Below are 25,988 nucleotides of genomic sequence, written 5' to 3'. Positions count from 1 at the left end.
GTCACGGACAGGTGACGATTTGGTGCGCCCGATCGCGGCGCAATAGGCACCCTGGGGCGCCCATCACATTTTGGTCATTTCCGAAGGTCTTGATGGTGCCGTCACATTAGGAAAGGAAGCTGCCGACGCGGCCGCGTCCGATCCAAACGACAAAGGGGAACGCCATGAACGTCCAGGATATCGTCAACACAGTTTCGCAAAAGACAGGGTTGGACCAAGCGACCACCGAAAAGGTCGTCGGCACCATCTTCTCGGTGCTCGAGCACGAGGCGGAAGGCACCAGCGTCTCGTCCTTCTTCGCCAAGATCCCCGGCGCCGATGCGCTGGCCCAGCAGTACGATGTGATGGCCGCCGGCGCCGCGCCTGGTTCGGGCGGCGGCTTGCTGTCGTCGCTGCAGGGCGCGCTGGGCAGCGTGCTCGGCGAAAAGGCCGGCGCGCTGATCAACGGCGTCGCGGTTCTTAAGGAATCCGGCCTCGACATGGCGCAGATCCGTCAGGCCGGCGAGACCCTGATCAAGCAGGCTGAAGCGGCCGCTGGCCCGGATCTTACCAACCAGGTGCTCGGCCAGGTGCCCAGCCTCAGGAGCCATCTCGGCCTTTAGTTTGGTCGGAGCGCCAGAGCCGCTCCGCTCGATCACTGCGGCGGCCATGCTGGTTGGTGGACAATTATCTTCGCCTGCGACGGATCGGTCCGAAGATATCGACATTGTTTTGCTGTCTCATCCTACACATTCCGGAAACCATGCTCCGTGCCCGCATGGCCGGCGCCGATGCAATTAACCGCTCATTAGCGGTTGCATTCCAAGTTCAGCATTGAGTTATCGGTATTCCGCGTTGGGGCGACTGCCTCTTTATGCCTATGTCGTACTCCGAGCCCTGATCTGGAAATCGGACGTTCGCGCACACGAACGCCGGGCGCGGTTTGACGAGGGAAGAAGGTCTGCACCTCCGAGATCGAAGAGGCAATCAGGCCATGATGCGCGTCATCTCCTGCGTGACTGTAGAGCACAATCTCTGGCTTGTGCTGGTCGCGGCGCTGGTCTGCAGCGCCGGGTCCTGGGCGACGATCAGGCTTTTCCTTCGAGCCCATGAAGCGACCGGTCTGCAGCAGATAGGCTGGCATTTCCTGACCGGGGTGTGCGCGGGATCGTCGATCTGGTGCACGCATTTCGTCGCCATGCTGGCCTATGACCCCGGCGCGCCGATCACCTTCGATCCGGTCCTGACGATTGCCTCTCTGTTCATCGCCATGGCGGGTACCGCCGCCGGCTTCATCGCAGCGACGGGCCATGCCCCGCGCATTGCCCCCATCGTCGGCGGCACCATTGTCGGCCTGGCGATCTCCGGCATGCACTATACCGGCATGGCCGCCTACCGCGTCGACGGCCTTGTCGAATGGGATATGGCTTATTTGGTGGCATCTATCGCGCTATCCGTGGTCTTTGCCTGCCTTTCGCTCAGCGTCGCCCTCGACAGCCGGATAGCTGGCCATAAATATTGGGCCGCGGCGATCCTTGTCACGGCCATCGTCAGCCTTCACTTCACCGCGATGGCCGCGCTGCGGGTGACGCCGCTGGCAACTCAGGCCAGCCATACCGATGCGGCGGCCTTGCATGCCATGGCGCTTGGCATCGCGGTGGCCGGGCTGATTATCGTCGGCACCGGGCTCGCCAGCTACCTGATCGACGACCGCACGCGCTTGGAGACCGTCGAGCGCCTGAACCACCTCGCGATGAATGACACTCTCACCGGCCTGCCGAACCGGGCTAACTTCAACGAATACCTCGACCGTGAGATCGACCGCGCCAGGGAACTCGGCTGCAAGGTGGCGGTCGTCGGCATCGATCTCGACCGGTTCAAGGAAATCAACGACATCTGGGGCCATGGCGCCGGGGACATGGCGCTCAAGACGCTCGCCGGACGAATGAGTGCGCTCCTCCAGGAAGGCGAGTTCATCGCGCGGCTCGGCGGCGACGAGTTTGCCGGGGTCAAGCGCATGAAAGCGCAATCGGACCTTCTGGATTTCGTCTCCCGTCTGGAGGCTGCGCTGATGGCGCCGATCCGGATCGCCGAGGTCGAAACGGCTACCGGCGCCAGCCTTGGCGTCGCCATCTACCCCACCGACGCCCAGAACCGCGAAACCCTCGTCAATAACGCCGACCTGGCGATGTACCGGGCCAAGGCGAATGTGACGCAAAGCGTGTGCTTCTATGAGCAGGCCATGGATGAGGCTGTTCGCGCCAACCGCACGCTCGCCAACGACCTCCGAGACGCTGTYGAGAACGGCCAGCTCGACCTGCACTATCAGGTGCAGACATCGGTCTCGACCGGGGAAATCCGCGGCTATGAGGCTTTGCTGCGCTGGAAGCACCCGACACGCGGTAATGTCTCTCCGGCGGAGTTCATCCCGCTCGCCGAGGAAAACGGCCTCATCCTGCCGCTCGGTGAATGGGTTTTGCGCACCGCCTGCGCCAAAGCAGCGTCGTGGGAAACCCTCTACAAGGTCGCGGTCAATCTCTCTCCGGTCCAGTTCGCCCATGCCGACTTGCCGAAGCTGATCCACGAGATATTGCTGGAAACCGGCCTCAAGCCGAGCCGGCTCGAGTTGGAGATCACCGAATCCACCATCATCGCCGACAAAATCCGCACCTTGAACATCCTGCGGCGGATCAAGGCGCTTGGCGTCACCATCGCCATTGACGATTTCGGCACAGGCTATTCCTCGCTGGAAACGCTGCGCGCCTTCCCGTTCGACAAGATCAAGCTCGACCGCTCCTTCATGTCCGAAGTCGAAACCAGCCCGCAGGCGAAGGCCATCATCCGCGCCGTGCTGGCGCTCGGCCAAAGCCTCCATATCCCTGTGCTCGCCGAAGGCGTGGAGACGCACAGCCAGTTGGCGATCCTGCGCGTGGAAGGCTGCAACGAAGCGCAAGGATACCTGCTCGGCCGCCCGGCCCCCTTCGCCGATATCTTCGCGCCGGCCTCTCGGCCTGGCGTTGACATGAGCACAATGTCAGTTGCAATGCCCACCCAGGCCGTCGCCTAACGCAATAGACAGCTGAAATTCAGCGCGGGCCGAGCCGTTCGCCGAATATCATCCATCTACTTCGGCAATGTGTAGGCCATCACATAGTCGCCCGGCTTGGTACCGACCGAGCCGTGACCGGGCCGGCGCCGCGCCTGGTTCGGGCGGCGGCTTGCTGTCGTCGCTGCGAGCGCGCTTGGTCAAACAGGCCGAAGCGGCCGCCGGCCCGGATCTCACCAACCAGGTACTCGGCCAGGTGCCCCCTGAGGAGCCGTCACGGCCTTTGAACTAGTCGGCCGGCGAAGGCAATTGCCGGGCTGTTGCCTGCACGGCCGGCATCACGTGGATAATAGTGCGTGAGCACACGCCCGTGCTGAATGGCCTTTCAGCGGCACGTCGGGCGGTGCTATGTCTCGCTGATGGATAGCGTCGCCTCAATACTCCGACGCGCCCGCGATGCCTATGAGAAGCGGGCATGGGCGGATGCGCTGGGGTTGCTGCAGGCCGCGGACGAAGCCACCGCTTTGGGAACAGACGATCTGGAACGGATGTTCTGGTCGGCTGGAATGCTGGATCGCGATACGGATATCCTTGCCGCAGCCGAACGCCTCGTCAAAGCGCATAGCGATGCGGGCCGTGACGACCGKGCGGCATATTGGGCGTGCTTCCATGGCTCCCGGCTGCTGGTATTGGGCGAGCATGGCCGTGCAACCGCGTGGCTGCAGCGGGCGCAGCGCCTTGCGGAGAGCTTTGGTCGCGAATGCTCAACACAGGGCTATCTGGTTTTGCTGGCGGCCCAGAAGGACCTCAGGGCAGGCAGCGACGAGACATCCGCCGCGCTTGCAAGGCAGGCGCTGGCGATAGGCGAACGCTGCTGCGACATCGACCTGATAGCCTTCGCCAGATGCGTTCTCGGCCGTGCCCTGGTGCGGGAAGGGCGTGTCGAGGAAGGCATCGCATCTCTGGATGAGGCCATGCTGCCCGTGATCGGCGGCGAGCTCACGCCAGTTATCACAGGGATCATCTACTGTAATCTCATCGCTGAATGTCGTCAGGTCTATGCGCTCGATCGCTCTCGCGAATGGACGGATGCCCTGTCGAACTGGTGTGGAGCACAGCCGCAGCTGGTCGTGTTCAATGGCGCCTGCATGCTGCATCGGGCCGAGATCATGGAATTGAACGGCAATTGGCAGGAGGCGATCGCGGAGTCGCGGCGGGCGGCATCTTCCCCCATTGCCAAGCCGAGCCGCAACGACACGGCCGCCGGGGCCGCCTATCAGGAGGCCGAAATCCATCGCCTGCGCGGCGAATTCGCCGCCGCCGAGGCGCTTTACCGAAATGCCAGCCGGCTCGGGCTCGAACCGCAGCCCGGTATGGCCCTGCTGCGTCTCGCGCAGGGCCGGGCGGAACAGGCGGCGGCAACCATACGTCGCGTGCTCGCCACCACCGAAGCACCGCTCAGCCGTGCCCGCCTGCTCCCGACGCTGATCGAGATCGCGATCGCGGCGGGCGCGGTCGACGAGGCCCGCGACGCCTGCCAGGAACTGGAGGCCACCGCCACCCGGTTCGCGACCGAGATTCTGGGAGYGATCGCGTCGCAGGCAAAAGGCGAAATCGAAATGCATGACGGCAACGCGGCGGCAGCGCTCGGGCATTTCCGCTCGGCGCTGGCGATCTGGCAGCGCGCCGGGGCTCCCTACCTGGAAGCGCGGCTGCGCATGCTGGCCGGCCAGGCCTGCCGCATGCTCGGGGACGAGGACGGCGCGGGGCTTGAGTTCGACGCCGCGCGTTCGGTTTTCGCGGAACTCGGCGCCGTGCCCGATCTCGACCGTCTCAACGCATTGGCCAAGTCCCGCGCGCCACCATCGGCGCACGGGTTGACACGGCGCGAGGTAGAGGTCCTGGGCCACGTCGCCGCAGGCAAGACCAACAGGGCGATAGCAGCCGAACTTGGCCTCAGCGAAAAGACCGTCGACCGCCACGTCTCCAACATCTTCGACAAGCTTGCGGTCAATTCACGCGCCGCGGCAACCGCCTACGCATTCCAGAAAGGCCTGCTTTGACGCCTGTCGATCTTCCGGTGACTTTGGCCTGACCTGAATCGCCTCAGGCCAAATTCCGCTCTCGTGGGGAAAAATCCCCATTGCCTTTCCTTTGCCGCATGGGGTCTATCCCCGAAGCGCGTCGATGGGTTGGTTCGCTATTCTTCTCCCGTGGCTCACCAAAGCCGGATGGAGACGGACATGAATCGACCAACCGAACCGATTTCAGTGCGCCAGACGAAGCAGCAAGGCACCGGCGCGGTCGACATAGCTGAGACCAAGGCACGCGCCGGTGCGCTGCTGGAACTCGGCGCGGCATTAATCAAGCTGCAGGCTGACACAGCACAGGCGCAAGCGGAGCATGCGGACCTAGGCAACGAGCTTCGGCCGGCGCCGCGGGAAGAGCGTTTCGACGTCGTCATCGTCGGCGCAGGCCAGAGCGGCCTTTCCGTAGGTCACTATCTTGCCCGCAAGGGGGTCAAGTTCGTCATCTTGGAAGCGCGCGAGCGCATCGGTGACATCTGGCGCTCGCGTTGGGATTCGCTGCGCCTCTTCACGCCGGCGCGCTTCGATGGGCTGGCGGGCATGCGCTTCCCGGCTCCCGCCTATTCCTTCCCGACCAAGGATGAAATGGCCGACTATCTGGAGACCTATGCGGAGAAATTTGCCCTGCCGGTACGCACGGGGATCAAGGTCGACGAGGTCAGGCGCCACGGCGAGCGTTACGTCGTCATTGCGGGCGAAAGCCGTTTCACCGCCGATCACGTCGTGGTTGCCGCCGCAAGCTACCAGAAGCCGAAGATTCCCGATTTCGCCGCCCTGCTTGATCCGTCGATACGGCAATTCCACTCTTCCGGCTACAAGAACCCGGCGCAACTCAAGGCCGGTGGTGTGCTTCTGGTCGGCGCCGGCAATTCGGGCGCGGAGATTGCCATGGACCTCTCCGCCACGCACCGCGTGTGGCTGGCAGGGCGGCACCCCGGTCACATCCCGGTCGCCTATAATGGCGCCGTCGCCCTGCGCCTAGTGATACCCTTTATCTTCCRCGTCGTTCTCCACCGTCTGCTTTCCGTGGATACCCCCATCGGGAGGAAGGCACGACCCGGACATCTCGCCCATGRCCTGCCGCTGATCCGGGTAAGGCCGCAACAGATGGATGCCGCCGGGATAAGCCGGGTGGGGCGCGTCGCCGCCGTCGAGGATGGCAAGCCGGTGCTCGAAAGCGGCAAGGTCCTCGATGTCGAGAACGTCGTCTGGTGCACCGGCTTCCGGCCCGGACTGGATTGGATCAAGCTGCCGATCTTCGACGAGAGCGGCCGGCCCAGGCAATATCGCGGCGTCGTCACTGGTGAACCGGGCCTCTATGTCTGCAGCCTGCCGTTCCAGCACTCTCCTTCCTCCAACATGATTCACGGCGCGGAAAGGGACGCCGGCTATGTGGCGGATGCGATAGGCGCGCGGATGCGGGCAGCGCAAAAATGGAACAAAACGTAGACGCTTCTGGCCTTTCGCTGCCGAATCACTACATTCGGGGACGATGTCCGGCTTTTCGGAAGACATGCCCTTCTTTGACGAACCGAATGCGCGGCCCGCGGCCCCATCGGGCATTGCTGCGCGCGCCATGGCGGCCCGCAGCGCGCAGAACCGCGCGCCCGATTACCTCAAAGGCCTCAATCCCGAGCAGCGGCTGGCCGTTGAAACCACGGAAGGCCCGGTCCTGGTGCTGGCCGGCGCCGGCACCGGCAAGACGCGGGTTCTGACCACGCGCATCGCCCACATCCTTGCCACCGGCAGGGCCTTCCCTTCGCAGATTCTGGCCGTCACCTTCACCAACAAAGCCGCGCGCGAGATGAAGCAGCGCATCGGCATCCTGATCGGCGATGAGAACGTCGAGGGCATGCCCTGGCTCGGCACCTTCCACTCGATCGGCGTCAAGCTCTTGCGCCGTCACGCCGAGCTTGCCGGGCTGAGATCCGATTTCACCATTCTCGACACCGAAGACGTGGTGCGGCTGCTCAAGCAGATCATCCAGGCCGAGAATCTGGACGACAAGCGCTGGCCGGCCAAGCAGTTCGCCCAAATGATCGACAACTGGAAGAACAAGGGCCTCGGCCCGGACGAGATTCCGGAAGGCGATGCGCGCAGCTTCGGCAACGGCAAGGGCCGCCAGCTCTACAAGGCCTATCAGGAACGGCTGCAGACACTGAACGCCTGCGATTTCGGCGATCTCCTCTACCACCCGATCCGGATCTTCCGCGCCTATCCGGATGTGCTGAAGGACTATCACCGCAAGTTCAAATACATCCTGGTCGACGAGTATCAGGACACCAACACCGCGCAGTACATGTGGCTGCGCTTGCTGGCGCAGAGACCTACCTCCCCCTCGATGGGTGAGGTCGCGCCGCGGAGCGGCGCGGGTGGGGGTGGCAGCGCCGGCGCCGGTCACCCCTCCCCGTCGCTTCGCGACGACCCTCCCCATCGAGGGGAGGGTAAGGCGCGATCGGCCGAAACCCGTGCCACCATAAACATCTGCTGCGTCGGCGACGACGACCAGTCGATCTATGGCTGGCGCGGCGCCGAGGTCGACAACATCCTGCGCTTCGACAAGGACTTTCCGGGCGCCACCATCATCCGGCTCGAACGCAACTACCGCTCGACCGCGCACATCCTGGGCGCGGCCTCCCATCTCATCGCCCACAATGAAGGCCGCTTCGGCAAGACGTTGTTCACCGACCGCAACGACCCCGAGGACGGCAAGGTGCAGGTCCATGCCGCCTGGGACTCGGAAGAAGAGGCGCGCGCCGTCGGCGAGGCCATCGAGGCCTATCAGCGGCAGAAGCACAACCTCAACGACATGGCGATCCTGGTGCGCGCATCCTTCCAGATGCGCGCGTTCGAAGACCGCTTCATCACGCTAGGCCTCAACTACCGCGTCATCGGCGGCCCGCGCTTCTACGAGCGGCTGGAAATCCGCGACGCGCTCGCCTTCTTCCGCGTCGTCTCCAACAGCGGCGACGACCTCGCCTTCGAGCGGATCGTCAACGTGCCGAAGCGCGGGCTCGGCGAAGCCACCATCCGCCAGATCCACGACACGGCGCGCGCCATGCGCATACCGATGCTGGAAGCTGCTGCCAGRCTCGCCGAAAGCGACGAGCTGAAGCCGAAGCCGCGCGCGGCACTGCGCGAGGTCGCCGCCAATTTCGAGCGCTGRCAAAAGGCGCTGGAGACCACGCCGCATACCGAGCTCGCCGAGACCATTCTCGAGGAGAGCGGCTACACCGACATGTGGAGGAACGACCGTTCGGCGGAAGCGCCCGGACGGCTGGAGAATCTCAAGGAACTGATCCGCTCCATGGAGGAGTACGAGTCGCTGCGTTCCTTCCTCGAGCATGTTGCGCTTGTCATGGAGGCCGAGCAAGGCGAGTCGCTCGATGCCGTCTCGATCATGACGCTGCACTCGGCCAAGGGCCTGGAATTCGAGACCGTCTTCCTCCCCGGTTGGGAGGAAGGCCTCTTTCCCCATCAGCGGGCGCTGGACGAAGGCGGCCGTTCAGGGCTGGAGGAAGAGCRCCGGCTTGCTTATGTCGGACTGACCCGCGCCAAGCGGAACCTGCACATCTGGTTCGTCTCCAACCGGCTGATCCACGGCCTGTGGCAATCGACGATCCCCTCGCGCTTTCTCGACGAATTGCCGGAGACCCATGTCGACGTCGCCGACGGCGGCAATTCCTATGGCGGCTACGGCAATCCCTACGGCGGCGGCGCCTTCGCCTCGGGCCGCGGCGGCGGACGCCAGAACCCTTATGGCGCGTCGCGCTTCGACAATATCGGCGCCGAGAAATCCGGCAGCTTCTCCAACACCTATGCGACGCCCGGCTGGCAGCGAGCCCAACAGAACCGCACCGAGGCGACCGACCGCAACTGGGGCACCCGCTCCGGCCACCACGTCGAGCGCATCGGATACGGCGAGACCGACTCCGGTTATGGTGCCGGCCGCACCAGCGTGAAGGGCCGCACCATCGAGGGCGAACTCGTTGCCAAATCGGTCGCCGACACGCCATCCGCCTTCAAGCTCGGCGACCGCGTGTTCCACCAGAAGTTCGGCAACGGCAACATCGCGGCCATCGACGGCAACAAGCTCACTATAGACTTCGACAAAGCCGGCCAGAAACGTGTGCTGGACGGATTCGTCACCAGCGTTTGAGTGGCTACCGTCAACGAGCACCCATCAGAAACTGCAGCCGCTCACCTATACCTCGCCTGGTTCCATTTATGGCCGAGCAGCGACAGGATGATGATCAGTCCGTTGAAGAACTGGACGTAGAAGCCGCTGAGGCCCGCCGCCACCACGCCGGTCTGGATGAAGGAGACCGTGACCGCGCCGATCGCGCCGCCGACCACAGTGCCGATGCCGCCCCAGGTCGGCGTGCCGCCGACAAAGACCGAGGCCAGCACCGGCAGCAGATAACCGTCACCCGCCGTCGGCCACCAGGTGAAGTTGATCATCACCGAGAAGGTGCCGGCGATCGCGGCCCCGATGCCGACGAAGACGAACACTTTGACCCGCACGCGCTTGACGTCGATGCCCATCTGCTTGGCGCTGTCCGGATTGTCGCCCACCACCTTCACCTGCGCGCCGAAGCGGTGGCGGTTGTAGAGCAGCGCCGAAAACACGACGAAGGCGGTGGCCCAGAAGATCTGCACCGGAATGCCGGAGATCTGGCTGGAGAAGATCGCGTAAGCGGAACTGTTGGCAAGACTGGTCAGCGCCGTCGACTTGCCCTCGTTGATGATCTGGATCAGGCCGCGCAGCAGGAAGTTCATGCCGAGCGTGGCGATCAACGACGACAGGCCGCCATAGACGACCAGCGACCCGACCAGGAAGCCGAGCAGCGTGCCGGTGACGAGCGCCGCCGCAATGCCGAGGAACGGATCGTAGYCGGCCTGCACGACGATCGCGAAGACCCACGAGGCGAAGCCCATGGTCGCCGGGAACGACAGATCGATCTCGCCGCAGGTGACGACGAAGACCAGCGGCACGACCACGAACAGCGCCACGGGCAGCGTCGTGAGCACAGAGCTGTAGAGATACCAGGTGGTGAAGACGGTCGGGTTGGCGATTATGAACACCGCCATCATGACCACGAACACAGCGAGCGTGCCGAGGGCCGCGCGATTGTCGAGGACGAAGCCGCGCAGCCAATGATCGGAGGGATGGCTCCAATCCTTGCCMGAGTCCTTGGTTGCTTGGCCGCTTGCCCTTCCGAGAGACGTTTGCAGATCGGGTTCCATGGCCTTGCTCATCACGCTCTCTGCTCCGCTCCACCTGCCTCGTGCAGCCCCGGCAAGCCGTCGGGATGCGCGATGTCTTCCATGAAATTGATAAGGTCGTCGGCCGACTTGACCTCGCTGCGATCGGCCGTCAGCGCCACCCTGCCGCGGTCGAGCACCACGAAACGGTCGGCAATATCGAAGACGTGGTGGATGTTGTGGCCGATGAACAGGATCGATCGGCCGCTCGCCCGCACCTGGCGCACGAAATGGAAGACCTTGGCGGTCTCGGTCAGCGACAGCGCCGTCGTCGGCTCATCGAGGATGATCAGTTCCGCCTGTTTGTAGATGGCCCGCGCAATAGCCACGCCCTGGCGTTCGCCGCCCGAAAGTTGGCCGACGATGGAATGCGGCGTGAACACTTTCGAGGTGAAGCCGATCTCGCGCATCAGCCGGCTCGCCTCTTCGATCTCCTTGCCGACCTTCAGCCAGCCGAGAAGGCCGGTGAGCTCGCGCCCCATGAAAATGTTGCGCACGATGGTCTGCTGGACAGCAAGAGCCCGGTCCTGGAACACCGTCTCGATGCCGGCGTCGCGCGAGCGGGCAGCACTCCATCCGGTGACCGGCTTGCCGCGCACGAGGATATCGCCGCTAGTCGGCTTGACCACGCCGGACAGGATCTTGATCAGCGTCGACTTGCCGGCACCGTTGTCGCCGATCAGGCCGACCACCTCGCCGCGGTCGACGCTCAGATTGACGCCGCCCAGCGCATAGACCTGGCCATAGGATTTCGTGATGTCGCGCAGTTCGATGATGCGTTCGCCCATGCGATCCTCGCTTGAACTGTCTGCCGGCCGCTCGCCGGCGGTCTGGCCGGCCGGGCCTATTCCCGGCCGGCCGCTTGGGAGGTCAACGCAGCGCCTGCTTGGCCAACTCAGCGACGATCTCGTAGTTCTGCGGTGTCACGAAGCCGGCGCCAGTGTCGACATTCATCGGCGCGAGGCCGAGCACCACTTGCTGGCAGAGGCTCAAGATCGGCAGATAGCCCTGCAGGAACGGCTGCTGGTCGGCCGTCAGTTGCACCCAGCCGCCCTTGAAGCCTTCGACGATCTGCGGGCTGGTGTCGAAGCCGAAGTTGAAGATGTCGCCGGGCTTGCGCCCCGCCGCCTGCATGTAGGTGGCGACATTGCCGAGCATCTGGCCGCCGGGATAGCCGACCGCCTTGACGTCCGGATGGTTTAGCAGCGCCGCGGTGATCACCGGAATGGCGAGGTTAGGATCGGACGCCCATTCGCCGCTCGGCGGCGAGGAGAGCTGGATCACCTCGACGCCTGCTTCCTTCAAGGCCGCCACCGTGCCGCGCTCGCGCGCGCCGCGGTTCTCGTTCTCGAAGGGACCGATCATGATCGCCTTGTCGCCAGCCTTGAGCTTGGCGAGCTTGAGGGCTTCGGCGCCGAGCGCGCGGCCCTGCTGCTCCTGCTGCGCGCCGACATAGCCGCCGCCGAACGCCGCCACGACTTTCGGCACCGGCACGTTCTGGTACATCATCTTGATGCCGTCCTTATGCGCCTGTTCGGCCAGCGGCATGATCGCCGCGTCGCCCGGATGGCCCATCATGGCGATGCCCTGCGGCTTGACCGACACCGCCTCGCGCAGCTGCTGCACCATCTTCTCGACGTCCCAGCCGGAAAAGATGTAGTCGACCTTAGGTCCGAGATCGGCGGCGGCCTGCTTGGCGCCATTGTAGACGATGGTGCCGAAGGCGTCGCCCTCGGCCCCGCCGACGAAGAAGCGGATGTGGACATCCTTGCACCATTGCGCGTCGAGCGCCTGCGCCGGCAAGGTGGAGATCGAGGCGCAGAGCACCGCGGCAGCCGCCGCGACGGTCGAGCGCAGAACAGTCCTTCTGGTCATGATGCTCATGCACGTTCCTCCCTTTTGTCCCTCGCAACGGAGGGTTTCGACGATTGCTTCGGCTTGACGCCGCAGTCCCTGGCGGCCGGCTCCTCCCGCCGGCCGGTCCTCACACCGGATTAGGCAGGTAGCTGGCGCCTCCCCTGCACTGCTTCAGATAGTCGAGCGCCCGGACCTGGCCGGTGATCTCGAGGTCGCCGCGATAGACGGGGTCGTGCCAGCCTTCGATGTCGATGGCACCGCGATAGCCGGCGAGCCGCAGCTCGCTGATCACCCGCGTCCAGTCGCTGTCGCCGAAGCCTGGCGTGCGCATCTGCACGAACGGCAGGCGGCCGAACACGCCATGCTCGCGGATCACGTCCCAGCGCACCGTCGCGTCCTTGCCGTGGACGTGGAAGATGCGCGGCGCCCATTTGCGGATCTGCGGGATCGGGTCGATCAGATAGACGAGCTGGTGGCAGGGCTCCCATTCGAGGCCGAGATTGTCGTCCGGCAGCTCGTTGAACATCAGCTCCCAGGCGTCCGGATTGTGGGCGATGTTCCAGTCGCCGCTCGCCCAGTTGCCGTCCATGGCGCAATTCTCGAAGGCGATGCGCACGCCCTTGTCGGCGGCGCGTTTGGCCAATGGTCCCCACACCTCGCGGAAGCGCGGCAGGCTGTCGGTCAGCGGCTTGCCGCGGATGCGGCCGGTGAAGCCGGTGACTGTGGAAGTGCCGAACAGATGCGCATTGTCGATGACGGTCTCCCAGGCCTTCAGCACGCCGCGGTCGACATCGCCGCTTTCCAGCGGATTGCCGAACACCCCGATCGAGGACACCGCCACATCGGCATCGCCGATCGCCTCGCGGATCTGACCGGCGAGCCGTGGCAGGTCCTTGCCGCCCAGCGTCTGCCAGAAGAAAGGCTGGATGCTCTCGAAGCCGAGCGGCAGGATCTGCCTGACATAGGCGGCCGGATCGTCGAGATTGRCCCGCACCATCGTGCCGATCCTGATGTCGAGAAGCGGGTTTGGCATCGTCATCCTTCCTCAGCCGCGATCGCGACCCGCCTTCCGGTTTCCGCGCTTTCGATCGCGCCGAAGACCATGGCCAGGCTCTTGATGTTGTCGGCGCCGCGCGTCTCCGGCTCGGTGCCGGTCTCGATCGCGTGCATGAAATCCTTGATGATGCCGAGATGGCCGTCGACGCGGTCGACGGGATCGAGCGCCGGCACTTCGATGGGTATGGTTTTGGCGAACAGGCCTTCGCGGCCCGGCACCACAGCTTCCGCCTTCAGCGCATCGTGGCCGTCCCATGTGATGCTGCCGCGCTCGGCGACGATCCGCCATGTGCTTTCCCAGCTGGTGCGGAAGCCGTCGGCGCACCAGGAGCCGGCATAGGTGAAGACCTTGCCGCCGCCGAGATCGAATATCGCGCTGGCCGACGATCCCTGCCGATACCAGGAATTGGCCGGCTCCCATTCCTGGCAATAGACGCTGGCCGGTTCGYCGCCGACCATGTAGCGGGCAGCGTCGAAAGTATGGATCGCCATGTCGAGCAACAGCACATGGGCCATCTCCTCACGAAAACCGCCGAAATGCGGCGCCACGAAGAAGTCGGCATGGATGCTGGTGGGCTGACCGATGGCGCCCGAGTCCAGGAAACGTCTGATCCGCCTGACATTGGCGACATAGCGGCGGTTCTGCATGACGGCGTGGATGCGCCCCGCCCGGCGCGCCGCTTCGACGATGGCGCGCGCGTTTTCGGCGCTGTCGGCCAGCGGCTTCTCGGTAAGCAGATGGCAATTGTGGGCAAAGGCCGTAAGCGCGACCTCGCGGCGCGCCGCAGGGACCACGACATCGAACACAGCATCGGCCCGGGTCTGGTCGAGAACGGCGTTGAGGCTGGTGTCGATGACGGCGCTGGAGAGCTCGTACTCGCGCGCCCTCGCCTGCGCCCGCTCGGCGTCGAGATCGACAAGGCCGACAATGGCAAGCCCGTCGATCCGCCTTGCGGCATCGAGCCAGTGCTTGCTCATGGCTCCGCACCCGACCAGGACGACGTTCATCATCCAGCGCTCCTCCCGTCCGGYCCTCCAGACCGAATGTCACGGCATCCACGGCATGACCGTAAACGTTTTTCCGTAAACGTTTACGACAACACACCCGATGGCGTAGAATGTCAATCACCCGATCGCGAAAATCGTCATTGGCTGCTTGGCCTGAGCGGCGGCCGGTGCTAGCGAAGAAGGGGGAGAACCGGCCTTGGCGTCCAGCATCCACGATCTCGCGCGTCACCTGAACATCTCGATCGGCACCGTGTCGCGGGCGCTGAACGGCCGTGCCGACGTCAATGCCGAGACGCGCCAGCGCGTGCTCGACGCGGCCAGGAAGCTGAACTATTCGCCCAACCAGTCCGGCCGCAGCCTGCGCCAGGGCGCCACCCGTTCGATCGCCTTCATGCTGCAGCCGCATCCCGGCGACCAGCAATATGGCGAGCCCTTCTTCATTCCGTTCCTGACCGGGCTGCAGGCGCGGCTTGCCGAAAGCGGCCTCGACCTGATCGTAGTGATGGGCGCGCCGGGCGACTACCAGCAGGAGCGCCTGCGCCGTGTTGTCGAGACGCGCCGGGCCGACGCCGTCGTGCTGGCCTGGACGCGGCGCGAGGACGAGCGCATCGACTATCTCACCGAGGCGGGCTTTCCCTTCGCCACACTTGGCCGCAGCCGCTCCGGCGGGAAGTCGTACCCTTCGCTCGACCTCGATTTCGAGAAGGCCGGCGCCGACGCGGTCGACCGGCTGGTCGCGCGCGGCCACCGCCGCATCGCCGCCATCCGCCCTTCCCTCGACCTGAATTTCGGTCACCTGTTCCTTGCAGGCTATCGCAAGGCGCTGCGCCGTCATGGCATCGAGATCGATCCCAGTCTCATCGCGGAGGACTTCATCAACGAAGCCGGCGGCTATCACGTGACGCCGCGGGTAATGCTCTCCAAGAACAGGCCGACGGCCATCATCTTCAACAACGACGCCATGGCTCTCGGTGGCTGCAAGGCGCTGGTCGAGATGGGCATCAGGCCGGGCCAAGACGTTGCAGTGATCGTCATCGTCGATACACCGCTTTGYCGCTATTTCTCGCCGGCGCTCACCGGCTTCCGCCCGGCGCTGGAGCCGATGGGACAGCGGCTGGCCGAGATGCTGCTCGCCTCGCTTCCCGCCTATGCCGGTCCGGAAGGCCCGCGCACCATCCGCGAGGTCTGGCCACTGGAGCTCGTCGCGCGCGAAAGCGATTGAGCGAGACGCTTCCCCTTCTCCCCTTGTGGGAGAAGGTGGCCGAGCGAAGCTCGGCCGGATGAGGGGTGCTGGACGGATCGCTGCATTAAAGGACTAAGCACTTATAATCATTTGATTTTCCTACGCCTCATTTCTTCCAGCACCCCTCATCCGTCTCGGCGCTGACGCGCCGATCCACCTTCTCCCACAAGGGAAGAAGGGGAAGTGGATCCCTTCTGTCACGCAACCATCACGTTCAAGTCCTAGACCGCTCAACGGAAGCGGGCTCGCCGCATCCTCGATCCGCGCCCTCTCAGCCATTGGCTGCTCGTCAAGAAAGGGGATATTTCATGAAGCATCTCAACCGAACCGTCGCGCTCGGCGCGGCGCTTGCCCTGTTCACCGCCCTGAACCCGGCGCTTGCCGACGGCATCGCCTACGTCAACAAGGGGCTTGTYGGCGTCGGCCGCATTCCGGCCAGCCAGAAGGACAAGTTCGGCGAGACCTTCGGCTCGGGCTCCGGCATGTCGATCGACACCAAGTCCTGGACGCGCGACGGCGCCGGCTACAAGGGCTCCCTCTGGCTGCTGCCGGACCGCGGCTACAACGTCGTCGGCACCACCGACTATCGCCCGCGCGTAAACACCATTTCGGTCGAGCTGACGCCGACTGCTCCGGGCGCGGCGCCCGCCGCCGGRCAGGAGCAGTCCGGCCTGAAAGCGACGCTCGCAGACACCATGCTCTTGACCGGCGACAAGGGCGCCGACGCCACCGGCCTCGATCCCCTGAACGGGGTGCGCCCGGYCGCCGGCGACATGCCGATGCTGCCGCAGGCCGACAACGGCAAGCTTTCACTGGACGACGAGGCGATCGTGCGCCTGCCCGACGGCACCATGTTCATCTCCGACGAATATGGTCCGAACATCTACCGCTTCTCGGCCGACGGCCGTCTGATGTCGGCCACCCAGCCGCCGGCCGCCCTGGTGCCGATGCGCCACGGCAAGCCGAACTTTGCTTCCGACAATCCTGGCCCAGGCGCCGCCGAGCCCGATCCGAAGGATCCGGAAACCGGCCGCCAGAACAACCAGGGCCTCGAAGGCATGTCGATGACGCCGGACGGCAAGTTCCTGATCGCCGTACTGCAGTCGGCGACCCGCCAGGACGGCGGCGATTCCGGCGCGACCCGCCAGAACACCCGCGCGCTTGTCTATGACGCCTCCGACCTCGCCCACCTCAAGCTGGCGCATGAATACGTCGTGCCRCTGCCGGTGTTCAAGGACGCCAAGGGCAAGACCAAGGTGGCCGCGCAGAGCGAGATCGTGGCGCTCTCCGACAAGAGCTTCCTGATGCTGGCGCGCGACAGCGGCAACGGCCAGGGCGTGAAGGGCGACGAGTCGCTCTATCGCAAGATTGAGATCGTCGACCTCTCCGCGGCGACAGATATCGCCAACGGCCCGTTCGACGCTGCCGACAAGCCGGTCGCGCCGAAGGGCGTGCTCGATCCGTCGGTGACGCCGGCCAAGCTCACTTCCTTCATCGACATCAACGACAAGGGCGAGCTCGGCCGCTTCGCCCTGCACAATGGCGCGCCGAACGACAGGAACAACCTCTCCGAGAAGTGGGAGGCGATGTCGCTGGTGAGCGTGCTCGATCCGAAGCTGCCCGACGACTATTTCCTGTTCGTCGCCAACGACAACGACTTCCTGACCCAGGACGGCTTCCAGGTCGGCGCGCCCTATAAGGCTGAGGATGGCGCCGATGTCGACACCACTTTCCTGGTCTATCAGGTCACCCTGCCCGGCCTGTCGGGAAGCACTGTCGCCGCGCAATAAGCGCCACAGGGTCGGACGCTGCGCCGCGTCTGGCCCAGCCTGTCAGGGATGCATGAGCGTCAGGCCTGCGATAGCATCGCGGGCCTGATGCATTTTCGGTGCCCGCCATGGATGACAACAAGCCCACTCGCCGGCGGACCGCCGACCTGACCAGCGGCCCCATTACCCGCACGCTGCTTCTGTTTGCCTTGCCCGTGCTGGGCTCCAACGTGCTGCAGTCGCTCAATGGTTCGATCAATGCGGTCTGGGTCGGCCGTTTCCTCGGCGAGGCGGCGCTCACCGCGACCTCCAATGCCAATCTGGTGCTGTTCCTGATCCTCGGCACGGTCTTCGGCATCGGCATGGCGGCAACCATCCTGGTCGCGCAGGCCGTCGGCGGCCGCGACCTGCCGGAGGCCCGGCGCATCGTCGGCACAAGCGCGACCTTCTTCTTCCTCGTCTCGGTGGTCTTCGCGGTCTGCGGCTGGATCTGGGTCGACGCCATCCTCACCGGGCTCGGCACGCCGGCCGACGCCTTGCCGCTGGCGCGCGCCTATCTGCGCATCATCTTCGTCGCCGTSCCGATGATGAACCTCTTGTCCTTCGTCATGACGGTGCTGCGCGGCGCCGGCGATTCGCGCACGCCCTTTGTCTTCATGGCGCTGGCGGTTGTGCTCGACRTCGTCTTGAACCCGCTTCTCATTCGCGGCATCGGCCCCTTCCCGACGCTCGGCATCGCCGGTTCGGCCACCTCGACACTGGTCGGCCAGACTGTGAGCGTGATCGCCATCCTGATCGTGCTTTATGCGCGCAAGAATCCGCTGCGGCTGGCGGGCAGCGACCTCACCCTGCTCAGGCCCGATCCGGCGCTGCTGCGCATCGTCGTCTCCAAGGGCGTTCCCATGGGTCTGCAGATGATCGTCATCTCGGCCGCGGCGCTCACCGTGATGGGGATCGTCAACTCCTACGGGTCGCAAGTCGCCGCCGCCTACGGCATCGCCGCGCAGCTCTGGACCTATATCCAGATGCCGGCCTTGGCCATCGGCGCCGCCGTCTCCTCGATGGCGGCGCAGAATGTCGGCGCCGGCCGCTGGGACCGCATCGGCAAGGTCGCCGCTTCCGGCGTCGGATTCAACCTCGTGCTCACCGGCGCACTCGTGGCGCTGATCTTCCTCTTCGACAGGCCCGTGCTCAGCCTTTTCTTGAGCGGCGACAGCACGGCGATCGACATCGCCGCCCACATCAACAAGGTTGCGTCCTGGTCCTTCATCCTGTTCGGCATCACCATCGTGCTCTTCGCCACGGTGCGCGCCACCGGCGCCGTCATGCCGCCGCTGATCATCCTGATCATTTCGGTGCTGATCGTGCGCACCGGCTTTGCCTATTCCTTCAGGAGCGTGATCGGCCAGGAGGCACTTTGGTGGAGTTTCCCGGCTGGCTCGATCACCTCTCTGGTGTTGGCCGCCGGCTATTATCGTTTCGGTCGTTGGCGCACCATGCATATGATCGAGGACAGGCCGGCCGCGGGCGAGCCGCCGGACACGGGCCTCGGCATCCCACGCCAGCGCGCGCACCTCTCGCCCGGGACGCCGAACGGCTGAAGGCGCCGCTGGACTGATTGAGATCACCTTGCGTAGCGCGCGCCAAAGGCCAGCGCCACCAGCGAGAAGATCGTGATCATGCCGGCGAAGGCCAGGCTTGCCGCGGTCGCGCTTGTCCAGCTCGACAGCACGCCGATGCCGATGACCGGCAGCGCATTGCCGCAGAAGCAGCAGACGAAGAAGGCCGAAACCACCTCGGCGCGGCGGTCGGCCGGCGCGATGTGGTTCACCACTTGCAGGCCGCCGCGATAGCCGAAGGCGGCGGCAACGCCGCACAGTGCCGTGCCGATGACCATTGTTGCCGCGGAGGCGAAGACTTGCGCCGCGACAATCAGCGCCACCGTCGGGATCATCAGGACAAGCGCGGCGAGCATCGTGAAGCGGCTGGACAGTCGCGCCGTCACCAGGATCGTCGCGGCCGCCACGATCGACAGTTCGAAGAACAGTCCACCGGCCTCGGCGTGGTTGGATATATGCAGCTGCTGCGCCAGGATGCTCGGCGCCAGCGCGGCATAGAAGCCGACCAGCGCCATGGCGCCGAAGCCGGTCACCGCCGGCGCCACGAAAAGCGCGCGGATGCCGGCCGGAACCGAAAGCCGAGGCCGCATCGGGATTTCTGCGAGCCGCTTGGTCTGAGGCACGGTTTCCCGCGTGCGCCAGATCATCAGGGTCACCAGCAGAAGCAGGGCGAGATAGACGGCAAAGACCAGCCTGAGCGGCCAGGGCGCGTATTCGGCGAGCAGCCCCGACAGCAAAGCGCCGCCGCCAAGGCCGAGGAAGTTGGTGCCGGTGGCAATGATGGCGGCGCGCGACTTGTCCTCGCCCTCGATCAGTTCGGCGAGCCACGCAGTGCCGGTTCCCGCCCCCACCCCGATGCCGAGCCCGCTGAGGATGCGGGCGATGTCCAGCCAGGCGACATTCTCTGCGAGCAGAAAGAACGCGGCGCTGACCACAGCAACGGCCATTGCCGCCAGCGCGGCCGGACGACGGCCGACGACGTCCGACAACCGTCCGAAAAACATGAGCGCCGCCAGATTGCCGACGACATAGACGGCGTAGACCAGCGTCAGCGTGATCTGCGAAAAGCCGAAGGCCTGCTTGTAGATCACGTAGAGCGGCGTCAAAGCCGTGCTGCCGGCAAACAGCGCCGCGATCATCGCGGCAACGGCAAGCATTGCGACGCCACCGCCGAGTTCATTGTCGCGGGTCATTGCTTGAGCGTAGGTCATCGGAACCTCCGGCCGGTTGCAAGTCCCAACCATGTAGTGGAGGCCTTGGCGCTTTCCGAACGCCCTCCTGACAATTCTGGCAGTATGGCCTTGCGCGAAATCCTCCCGTAACCTTTGTCGGCCAGTGACGGAGGAACCATGGGCAAAGGAAGGGTCGAGGCGTTCACCGATGGCGTCGTCGCCATCATCATCACCATCATGGTGCTGGAACTCAAAGTGCCGCATGGTGAGGACCTTGYCGCGCTGGCGCCGCTCTGGCCCATCTTCTTCAGCTATGTGCTGTCCWTCATCAATGTCGGCATCTACTGGAACAACCTGCACAACATGTTCCACACCGTGCAGCGCGTCGACGGCCGTGTCTTGTGGGCCAACCTCAATCTTTTGTTCTGGCTGTCGCTGATGCCGGTGACCACGGCCTTCATGGGCGAGAACCATTTCGCGCCGGTGCCGGTCGCCGTCTATGGCGTCGACCTGGCGCTCTGCGCCGTTGCCTACAACATCCTGGTCATCAAACTGCGCCATCTRCACGGGGCCGAGACGACCTTTGCCAGGGCGGTGGGCCAGGATCGCAAGGGCAAGATTTCGCTGGCCCTCTACCTTGCTGCGATAGCACTGACCTTCGTCAGCCAATGGATCGGCGTTGCAATCTACGTGGTGGTCGCGACCATCTGGTTCGCGCCGGACAAGCGTTTCGAAAGGCTGATCGAAAAATAGCCGGAGCAGGAAAAGTTCGTAGCGGTTTTCGTCCGGAAATTTGCGAAAAAGATAAAGACCCGCCCTACTTCCGCATCGCCTTCAGCTTCTCGGCCGCCGAGGCCGCAAGATCGGCGTAGCGCTCCTCCAACTGCTCGGCTGCCTTGATGACAGGAAAATCGTGGCCGAACTTTTCCAGCGCCAGACGCAGCTTCTCGGCAAAGTCCGCCTGTTCCTCCAGCGCCGCAAACAGTGTCTTGACCTGCGCCTCGCTGATGTCGGGGTTGGCAAGCATCTTCGGCACGTCGCGGCTCATCTGGTCGCCGGTGGCGGTCTGCTCCTTCAGGATTCCGATCCAGTCGGTCAAATGCCGTGCTCCTTTGTCCGCAGCATGCGCGCCACGAGCAGTCGCGGTCAACCCGTTGCCGCTATTTGCGGTCAACCCGTTGCGGCGATCGAGGCTTGCCTCGGCTCCGGCCGGCGTTAAGTTCGGCTCACTCGAACAAGGACACCGATCATGACCAGCGACGCCGAAATCCAGACCGCCCTGCCCGCTTTCGCTTCCGGCAATGTCGCCGTCATCACCGGCGGCGCCAGCGGCATCGGCCTYGCGGCAGCGAAGCGGTACGCCGGCATGGGCATGAAGACGGTCATTGCCGACATCGACGGCGCGCGACTCGACGGGGCTCGGCAGGCGGTCGCCGCAATCGGCGGCGAAGACGCCGTTGTTGCCATTGCCACCGATGTTTCCAGGGCCGACGAAGTCGACCGGCTGGCAGAAGCCGCCTACAGCGCCTTCGGCTCGGTCTCGGTGCTGATGAACAATGCCGGCGTTGGCAACAACCCGGGCAGACCGTGGGAGAATCGCGACGCCTGGAAGCGGCTGCTGGACGTCAACTTCTGGGGTATCGTGCATGGCGTGGAGGCCTTTGCACCACGCATGCTGGCCGCCGGCAAGCCCGGCCTGATCATCAACACCGGTTCCAAGCAGGGCATCACCACGCCGCCCGGCAATCTCGCCTACAACGTATCGAAAGCGGGCGTGAAGACATTCACCGAAGGCCTGGCACATGCGCTGCGCAACGAGCCCGGGGCAACGGTCACGGCGCACCTCTTGATACCGGGCTTCACCTATACCGGCCTGACCGAGGGCGCGACGGAAAAGCCGGCCGGCGCGTGGACGGGCGAGCAGGTGATCGATTTCATGCTGGCATCGCTCAAGCGCGGCGACTTCTATATCCTCTGCCCGGACAACGAGGTCGCGCGTCCGATGGACGAAAAGCGCATGGCCTGGGCGATCGGCGACATCATCGAGAACCGCCCTGCCTTGTCACGCTGGTATCCGGACCACAAGGACGCGTTCGCGGCCTTCATGAGCCAGTAGAGCAATTCCAGGAAAAGTGTGAAACGGTTTTCCGCCCGGAATTGCGTCAAAACAAAGAGAGCAATTCAGGAAAAGTGCGCAGCGGTTTTCCGCCCGGAATTGCGTCAAAACAAACAGATAGAGCGGTTGTGGGGTTCCGTGAGACGGTGAACCGATCTCACGGGCTCGTTCAGGCGGCCTTCTTCTTGGAGCTGTGYTTCCTCGCCACGGCCTTCTTGGCGGCTRCTTCGGCGACCTCCCGGTCGTGCCGCTTTGCAGCCTTTTCGCATTTTTCGCGGATCTCCTCGACCTCGGATTCGGTCAAATGCTCGATGCCTATGAACTGATTGTGGGCGCGGCTCACGCGGATCAGTTCGTCGAGCTTGGTCTGGATGGCGGCGGCGTCGCGGTTCTGCGTGTTCTGGATGAGGAACACCATCAGAAAGGTCACGATGGTAGTGCCGGTGTTGATGACCAGCTGCCAGGTATCGGAGAAGCCGAAAAACGGGCCGCTCGCCGCCCACACGGCAACAATAAGCACGCAAATGACGAAGCTCGGCGGCATGCCGGCCAGATRGGCCACCCAATTGGCAATCTTGGTGAAGAGTTTCTCGATCATCCATCCCTCGATGAGCCGCGGGAGCGCGGCATTTCGAAAGAAAACAAGGCGCTGGCCCCTCGGGTTCCCGCCGATCGAATTTTCCACCGCCAGACAGCGCCGAGAGCTAGGGCGTTTCGCTTTCCCAACGATCGAGGAACTCGTCTATCGGCAGCGACTGCATGTCCGGGACTGCCTTGGCGAGTTTTTCCGGAGCCCAGTCCCACCAGGCGAGGTTCTCGATGCGCGCCGCGATGTCGGCGGCGAACCTTTGGCGCAGCCGCTTCGCCGGAACGCCGGCGACGATCGTGTAAGGCGCTACGTCATGCGTCACCACGGCATTGGCGCCGATGACAGCGCCGTTGCCGATCGTGACGCCAGGCATGACCACCGCGCCATGGCCGATCCAGACATCGTTGCCGATGCTGACGGGTTTTGCCTGCCGCCGCGCGCGAAAGGCCGCGTCGACGCCAAGCCAGCGGAAATATTCGTTCGGCCGATAGCTGACCTTGTGCTGCGTCAGCCGTTCGATCGGATGCTCGAGCGCATTGATGCGGCTGTTGGCGGCCATCGAGCAGAACTTGCCGATCGTCGTGTAGATTGCCTCCGAATGGCGCTCGAAATAGGAAAAGTCGCCGACCGTCACCTCGCGCAGGATCACCCGCTCGCCGATCGAGGCATAGCGGCCGAGCTTGCACCCCTTCAGCTCCGCGGTCGGATGGATGCGCGGCTCGGGATCTTTCGGGACGAGGTGTTCAGGACGGTCCATGGCGCGGCTTTACGCCGGCCGGGATTACCCTGCAAGCCATTGCCCGGGGCCGATGCCTGTCTGAGATGTCCCCAGGAATCTGTTATTGTGGCTTGCCCTTCGTCCAGCTCACATTCTGACCGTAGAGCGGCACGGTCGTGACCGACATCTTCGCCGAGCCATTCTGCACCTGGCGCGAATGCGACAGATAGATCAGCGTCTCGTTCTTCTTGTCGTAGATGCGGTTCACCACCTGCTTCTTCCAGATCAGGCTGAGGCCCTGCTTGAACACCTCCTCGCCCTTCTCGCTCATGTCGATGTCGCCGATGGTGATCGGGCCGGTCTGGCGGCAGGAGATCGAGGAATCGGAGGGATCCTCGAACCAGTTGCCCTTGTGCAGCCGATCGATGATGCTGCGATCGAAATAGGCGACATGGCAGGTGACGCCGTCCACTTTCGGATCCTTGATGGCCTCGACCATGATGTCGTTGCCGACCCAGTCGACCCCGACCTTGYCGACCTCGTCAGCGGCCGCGGCGCCGGCGCTCAGGGCAAGGCATGCGGCGAACAAGCCGATCAGTTTTCGCAAGGAAGCCTCCTCGGTTCGCGTTTGGCCGATGTCAGGTGGGATAAGACCTTGGCATTTGCAAGCAGATCGGTGACCTGGGCGCTCGCGTCATCGGCCACAGATCGCTACGGTTGMGGCAACGCGACATCTTTGCGCATATCTCTTTGGCCCATATGTTCCCAGAACGACGTGCGGATAGGTAGTTAGCTGACAAAGCGCTCCTCGCGCCCAACGACGGCAGACTGAAATGGCAAACCAACCCTCCCCTGTTATGCGGTTTATTCTCATCGGCATCCTAGTGCTGATGGCTACGGTAACAGGTATAATGACGTTCCGTTGGTATCACGAATTATATGGTGGCGAGCCTTAYGGCGCGGCGTTCTCTCTCACCGACGAGAAAGGCGCGCCGATCACCGAGGCCGCGTTCCGGGGCCATCCAAGCCTTGTCTTCTTTGGWTACACCAACTGTCCCGACGTGTGCCCGACCACGCTCTTCGAAATGGCCGGTTGGCTGAAGACTCTTGGCAACGACGGCAAAGATCTCCATGGTTATTTCGTCACGGTGGATCCGGAGCGCGACACACCTGAGGTCATGAAGACCTATGTGAGCAGTCTCTCAGATCGTATCACTGGCATTACCGGCGATCCCGACAAGGTGCACGCCATGGCCAAGGCCTTCGGCATCTACTGGAGGAAGGTCGACACGAGCGATGGCAACTACACGATGGACCACACGGCCTCGGTGCTGCYGCTCAATGCCAAGGGCGAGTTCGCCGGCACCATCGCTTACGGCGAAAGCGCCGACRCCGCCATCGCCAAGCTGAAGCGGCTGGCCGCCGGTGGCCAAGCATGATCCCGATCCGAAGGATAGCGTAGCAAAAAGCGGGAACCGGTTCTCGGAAAGATCATGCTCAGACAAGAGTCGCCCTGATGGCGCAGACCAGGCTCCATTTCACCGCGGGAAAGTTCGAGGCCGACCGCATCTTCGCGGCGCTCGACGCCGCCTTCGAGGATGACGGCCTGCCGCTTGCCGTGCTGGAGGTCGACGAGGATAAAGACATCCACGAAGTGTCGCTCTACGCCGACGGCGATGTCGAAGCGATTGAGGCGCGCATAAGGGACATCCTCGCGGGTCTCGCTTTGTCGAAGCAGGTCGAACGCGAAGCGCTCCCCGACATCGACTGGGTCGCGCGCTCGCTCGAAGGGCTGAAGCCGGTGCGTGCCGGGCGCTTCTTCGTTCATGGCGCGCATGATCGCGGCAAGCGACGCAGCGGCGATCTCGCCATCGAGATCGAGGCGGGCCTTGCCTTCGGCACCGGCCATCACGGCACCACCGCCGGCTGCCTCGAAATGCTGGATCAGGTCGTGCAGCGCGAGCGTCCGCGCAACGCGCTCGATCTCGGAACGGGCAGCGCGGTACTGGCGATCGCGTTGGCCAAGCTCGCGCATATTCCCGTGCTGGCGACGGACATCGACCCGATTGCCGTCAAGGTCGCCGCCGCCAATGCGCGCCTCAATCACGTGAAGGCGCTTGTCGAGACGGTGACGGCGCCAGGTTTCCATCACCCGATCTTCGCCAGGCGCGCGCCCTTCGACCTGATCGTCGCCAACATCCTGGCGCGGCCGCTGATGCGGCTGGCGCCCGAGATGGCGAAGCACATCAGGCTGGGCGGCTCGCTGGTGCTTTCCGGCATCCTCGACCGGCAGCGCGACGCGGTGATCTCAGCCTATGTCGGCCAGAGCTTCCGCCACGCCCGGACGTTGCATCGCGAGGGCTGGGTGACGATCCACCTCAAGCGCTGAGACAAGCAAAACCCAGCCAGTCTGGCCCTGCCGAAATCGATTCCGGTTTCCAAGGCCATGCGCTACGGTTCCGGC

Annotated in this window: 22 protein-coding genes; 12 read left to right on the top strand and 10 right to left on the bottom strand. The window is 64.3% G+C overall.

The window, feature by feature from the left end; all coding sequences use genetic code 11:
- Nucleotides 1–164: 164 nt before the first annotated feature.
- The 5 genes from ORS3428_RS01130 to ORS3428_RS01110 all read left to right on the top strand — a co-directional run bounded on the left by ORS3428_RS01130 (nucleotide 165) and on the right by ORS3428_RS01110 (nucleotide 9,271).
- Nucleotides 165–602, top strand: coding sequence for a hypothetical protein (locus ORS3428_RS01130; RefSeq protein ID WP_071093956.1), 438 nt, complete (start codon nucleotides 165–167; stop codon nucleotides 600–602).
- Between the two features lie 371 nt (nucleotides 603–973).
- A complete protein-coding gene (locus ORS3428_RS01125) occupies nucleotides 974–3,046 on the top strand; it encodes a putative bifunctional diguanylate cyclase/phosphodiesterase (RefSeq protein ID WP_071093955.1) in 2,073 nt (690 codons plus the stop codon).
- Between the two features lie 398 nt (nucleotides 3,047–3,444).
- Nucleotides 3,445–5,088 carry a helix-turn-helix transcriptional regulator gene (locus ORS3428_RS34180; RefSeq protein ID WP_071093954.1) on the top strand — a complete coding sequence of 548 codons (1,644 nt, stop codon included), beginning with the start codon at nucleotides 3,445–3,447 and terminating at the stop codon, nucleotides 5,086–5,088.
- A gap of 180 nt (nucleotides 5,089–5,268) precedes the next feature.
- On the top strand, nucleotides 5,269–6,561 hold the full coding sequence (locus tag ORS3428_RS01115) for a flavin-containing monooxygenase (protein ID WP_083354955.1): 1,293 nt from the start codon (nucleotides 5,269–5,271) through the stop codon (nucleotides 6,559–6,561).
- Nucleotides 6,562–6,604: 43 nt separating this feature from the next.
- Nucleotides 6,605–9,271 carry an ATP-dependent helicase gene (locus ORS3428_RS01110; protein WP_071093953.1) on the top strand — a complete coding sequence of 889 codons (2,667 nt, stop codon included), beginning with the start codon at nucleotides 6,605–6,607 and terminating at the stop codon, nucleotides 9,269–9,271.
- A 41-nt stretch (nucleotides 9,272–9,312) separates the two neighbouring features.
- Here ORS3428_RS01110 and ORS3428_RS01105 read toward each other — a convergent pair whose 3' ends face one another.
- From ORS3428_RS01105 to ORS3428_RS01085, 5 genes are all read right to left on the bottom strand, one after another.
- Nucleotides 9,313–10,371 (bottom strand): ABC transporter permease, encoded by a 1,059-nt coding sequence (locus ORS3428_RS01105; protein WP_071093952.1) that lies wholly within the window; start codon nucleotides 10,369–10,371, stop codon nucleotides 9,313–9,315.
- On the bottom strand, nucleotides 10,371–11,165 hold the full coding sequence (locus ORS3428_RS01100) for an ATP-binding cassette domain-containing protein (protein WP_071093951.1): 795 nt from the start codon (nucleotides 11,163–11,165) through the stop codon (nucleotides 10,371–10,373). Before ORS3428_RS01100 ends, ORS3428_RS01105 begins: the two co-directional genes overlap by 1 nt.
- Nucleotides 11,166–11,247: 82 nt before the next feature.
- Entirely contained in the window at nucleotides 11,248–12,261 is a 1,014-nt protein-coding gene (locus ORS3428_RS01095; protein ID WP_071093950.1) for a substrate-binding domain-containing protein, read from the bottom strand.
- Nucleotides 12,262–12,361: 100 nt separating this feature from the next.
- Complete coding sequence (locus ORS3428_RS01090) at nucleotides 12,362–13,267, bottom strand: sugar phosphate isomerase/epimerase family protein (protein ID WP_201788287.1); 906 nt, start codon at nucleotides 13,265–13,267, stop codon at nucleotides 12,362–12,364.
- Between the two features lie 2 nt (nucleotides 13,268–13,269).
- The gene (locus tag ORS3428_RS01085) at nucleotides 13,270–14,301 is read right to left on the bottom strand and encodes a Gfo/Idh/MocA family protein (RefSeq protein WP_071093948.1); all 1,032 of its coding nucleotides are present in this window, start codon (nucleotides 14,299–14,301) and stop codon (nucleotides 13,270–13,272) included.
- Between the two features lie 193 nt (nucleotides 14,302–14,494).
- On the opposite strand from ORS3428_RS01085, the gene ORS3428_RS01080 reads away from it, so the two are divergent.
- From ORS3428_RS01080 to ORS3428_RS01070, 3 genes are all read left to right on the top strand, one after another.
- Nucleotides 14,495–15,520, top strand: coding sequence for a LacI family DNA-binding transcriptional regulator (locus tag ORS3428_RS01080; RefSeq protein ID WP_071093947.1), 1,026 nt, complete (start codon nucleotides 14,495–14,497; stop codon nucleotides 15,518–15,520).
- Between the two features lie 329 nt (nucleotides 15,521–15,849).
- Complete coding sequence (locus ORS3428_RS01075) at nucleotides 15,850–17,331, top strand: esterase-like activity of phytase family protein (protein ID WP_071093946.1); 1,482 nt, start codon at nucleotides 15,850–15,852, stop codon at nucleotides 17,329–17,331.
- Nucleotides 17,332–17,438: 107 nt separating this feature from the next.
- On the top strand, nucleotides 17,439–18,911 hold the full coding sequence (locus tag ORS3428_RS01070) for an MATE family efflux transporter (RefSeq protein WP_071093945.1): 1,473 nt from the start codon (nucleotides 17,439–17,441) through the stop codon (nucleotides 18,909–18,911).
- Nucleotides 18,912–18,934: 23 nt separating this feature from the next.
- Here the strand turns inward: ORS3428_RS01070 and ORS3428_RS01065 are convergent, their stop codons facing one another.
- Nucleotides 18,935–20,140: an MFS transporter gene (locus ORS3428_RS01065; RefSeq protein WP_083354949.1), complete on the bottom strand. Its 1,206-nt coding sequence runs from the start codon at nucleotides 20,138–20,140 to the stop codon at nucleotides 18,935–18,937.
- 138 nt (nucleotides 20,141–20,278) lie between these two features.
- Between ORS3428_RS01065 and ORS3428_RS01060 the strand changes: the two genes are divergently transcribed.
- Nucleotides 20,279–20,854 carry a TMEM175 family protein gene (locus ORS3428_RS01060; RefSeq protein WP_071093944.1) on the top strand — a complete coding sequence of 192 codons (576 nt, stop codon included), beginning with the start codon at nucleotides 20,279–20,281 and terminating at the stop codon, nucleotides 20,852–20,854.
- A gap of 64 nt (nucleotides 20,855–20,918) precedes the next feature.
- Here ORS3428_RS01060 and ORS3428_RS01055 read toward each other — a convergent pair whose 3' ends face one another.
- Nucleotides 20,919–21,200 (bottom strand): hypothetical protein, encoded by a 282-nt coding sequence (locus tag ORS3428_RS01055; protein ID WP_071093943.1) that lies wholly within the window; start codon nucleotides 21,198–21,200, stop codon nucleotides 20,919–20,921.
- A gap of 150 nt (nucleotides 21,201–21,350) precedes the next feature.
- Here ORS3428_RS01055 and ORS3428_RS01050 point away from each other — a divergent pair, with 150 nt between their 5' ends.
- On the top strand, nucleotides 21,351–22,217 hold the full coding sequence (locus ORS3428_RS01050) for an SDR family NAD(P)-dependent oxidoreductase (RefSeq protein WP_071093942.1): 867 nt from the start codon (nucleotides 21,351–21,353) through the stop codon (nucleotides 22,215–22,217).
- Nucleotides 22,218–22,386: 169 nt separating this feature from the next.
- On the opposite strand, the gene ORS3428_RS01045 is transcribed toward ORS3428_RS01050, so the two are convergent.
- The 3 genes from ORS3428_RS01045 to ORS3428_RS01035 all read right to left on the bottom strand — a co-directional run bounded on the left by ORS3428_RS01045 (nucleotide 22,387) and on the right by ORS3428_RS01035 (nucleotide 24,131).
- Nucleotides 22,387–22,815 (bottom strand): low affinity iron permease family protein, encoded by a 429-nt coding sequence (locus tag ORS3428_RS01045; protein ID WP_071094047.1) that lies wholly within the window; start codon nucleotides 22,813–22,815, stop codon nucleotides 22,387–22,389.
- 106 nt (nucleotides 22,816–22,921) lie between these two features.
- Nucleotides 22,922–23,563, bottom strand: a complete 642-nt coding sequence (locus tag ORS3428_RS01040; RefSeq protein WP_071093941.1) for a DapH/DapD/GlmU-related protein — start codon at nucleotides 23,561–23,563, stop codon at nucleotides 22,922–22,924.
- A gap of 82 nt (nucleotides 23,564–23,645) precedes the next feature.
- Nucleotides 23,646–24,131, bottom strand: a complete 486-nt coding sequence (locus ORS3428_RS01035; RefSeq protein WP_071093940.1) for a CreA family protein — start codon at nucleotides 24,129–24,131, stop codon at nucleotides 23,646–23,648.
- A gap of 226 nt (nucleotides 24,132–24,357) precedes the next feature.
- Here ORS3428_RS01035 and ORS3428_RS01030 point away from each other — a divergent pair, with 226 nt between their 5' ends.
- Together ORS3428_RS01030 and ORS3428_RS01025 are read left to right on the top strand one after the other, a co-directional pair.
- Nucleotides 24,358–24,963 carry an SCO family protein gene (locus ORS3428_RS01030; RefSeq protein WP_071093939.1) on the top strand — a complete coding sequence of 202 codons (606 nt, stop codon included), beginning with the start codon at nucleotides 24,358–24,360 and terminating at the stop codon, nucleotides 24,961–24,963.
- Between the two features lie 77 nt (nucleotides 24,964–25,040).
- Nucleotides 25,041–25,913, top strand: coding sequence for a 50S ribosomal protein L11 methyltransferase (locus ORS3428_RS01025; protein ID WP_071093938.1), 873 nt, complete (start codon nucleotides 25,041–25,043; stop codon nucleotides 25,911–25,913).
- Nucleotides 25,914–25,988 lie beyond the last annotated feature (75 nt).

The organism is Mesorhizobium sp. ORS 3428 (assembly GCF_001854785.1).
Classification (GTDB): domain Bacteria; phylum Pseudomonadota; class Alphaproteobacteria; order Rhizobiales; family Rhizobiaceae; genus Mesorhizobium.
This window is presented reverse-complemented; position numbering and strand designations above follow the sequence as displayed.

Excerpts from the sequence above, each read along its gene's own strand:
- ORS3428_RS01130 (WP_071093956.1), top strand. The coding sequence starts at position 165 with ATGAACGTCCAGGATATCGTCAACACAGTTTCGCAAAAGACAGGGTTG.
- ORS3428_RS01025 (WP_071093938.1), top strand. The coding sequence starts at position 25,041 with ATGGCGCAGACCAGGCTCCATTTCACCGCGGGAAAGTTCGAGGCCGAC.
- ORS3428_RS01065 (WP_083354949.1), bottom strand. The coding sequence starts at position 20,140 with ATGACCTACGCTCAAGCAATGACCCGCGACAATGAACTCGGCGGTGGC.
- ORS3428_RS01040 (WP_071093941.1), bottom strand. The coding sequence starts at position 23,563 with ATGGACCGTCCTGAACACCTCGTCCCGAAAGATCCCGAGCCGCGCATC.
- ORS3428_RS01100 (WP_071093951.1), bottom strand. The coding sequence starts at position 11,165 with ATGGGCGAACGCATCATCGAACTGCGCGACATCACGAAATCCTATGGC.
- ORS3428_RS01095 (WP_071093950.1), bottom strand. The coding sequence starts at position 12,261 with ATGAGCATCATGACCAGAAGGACTGTTCTGCGCTCGACCGTCGCGGCG.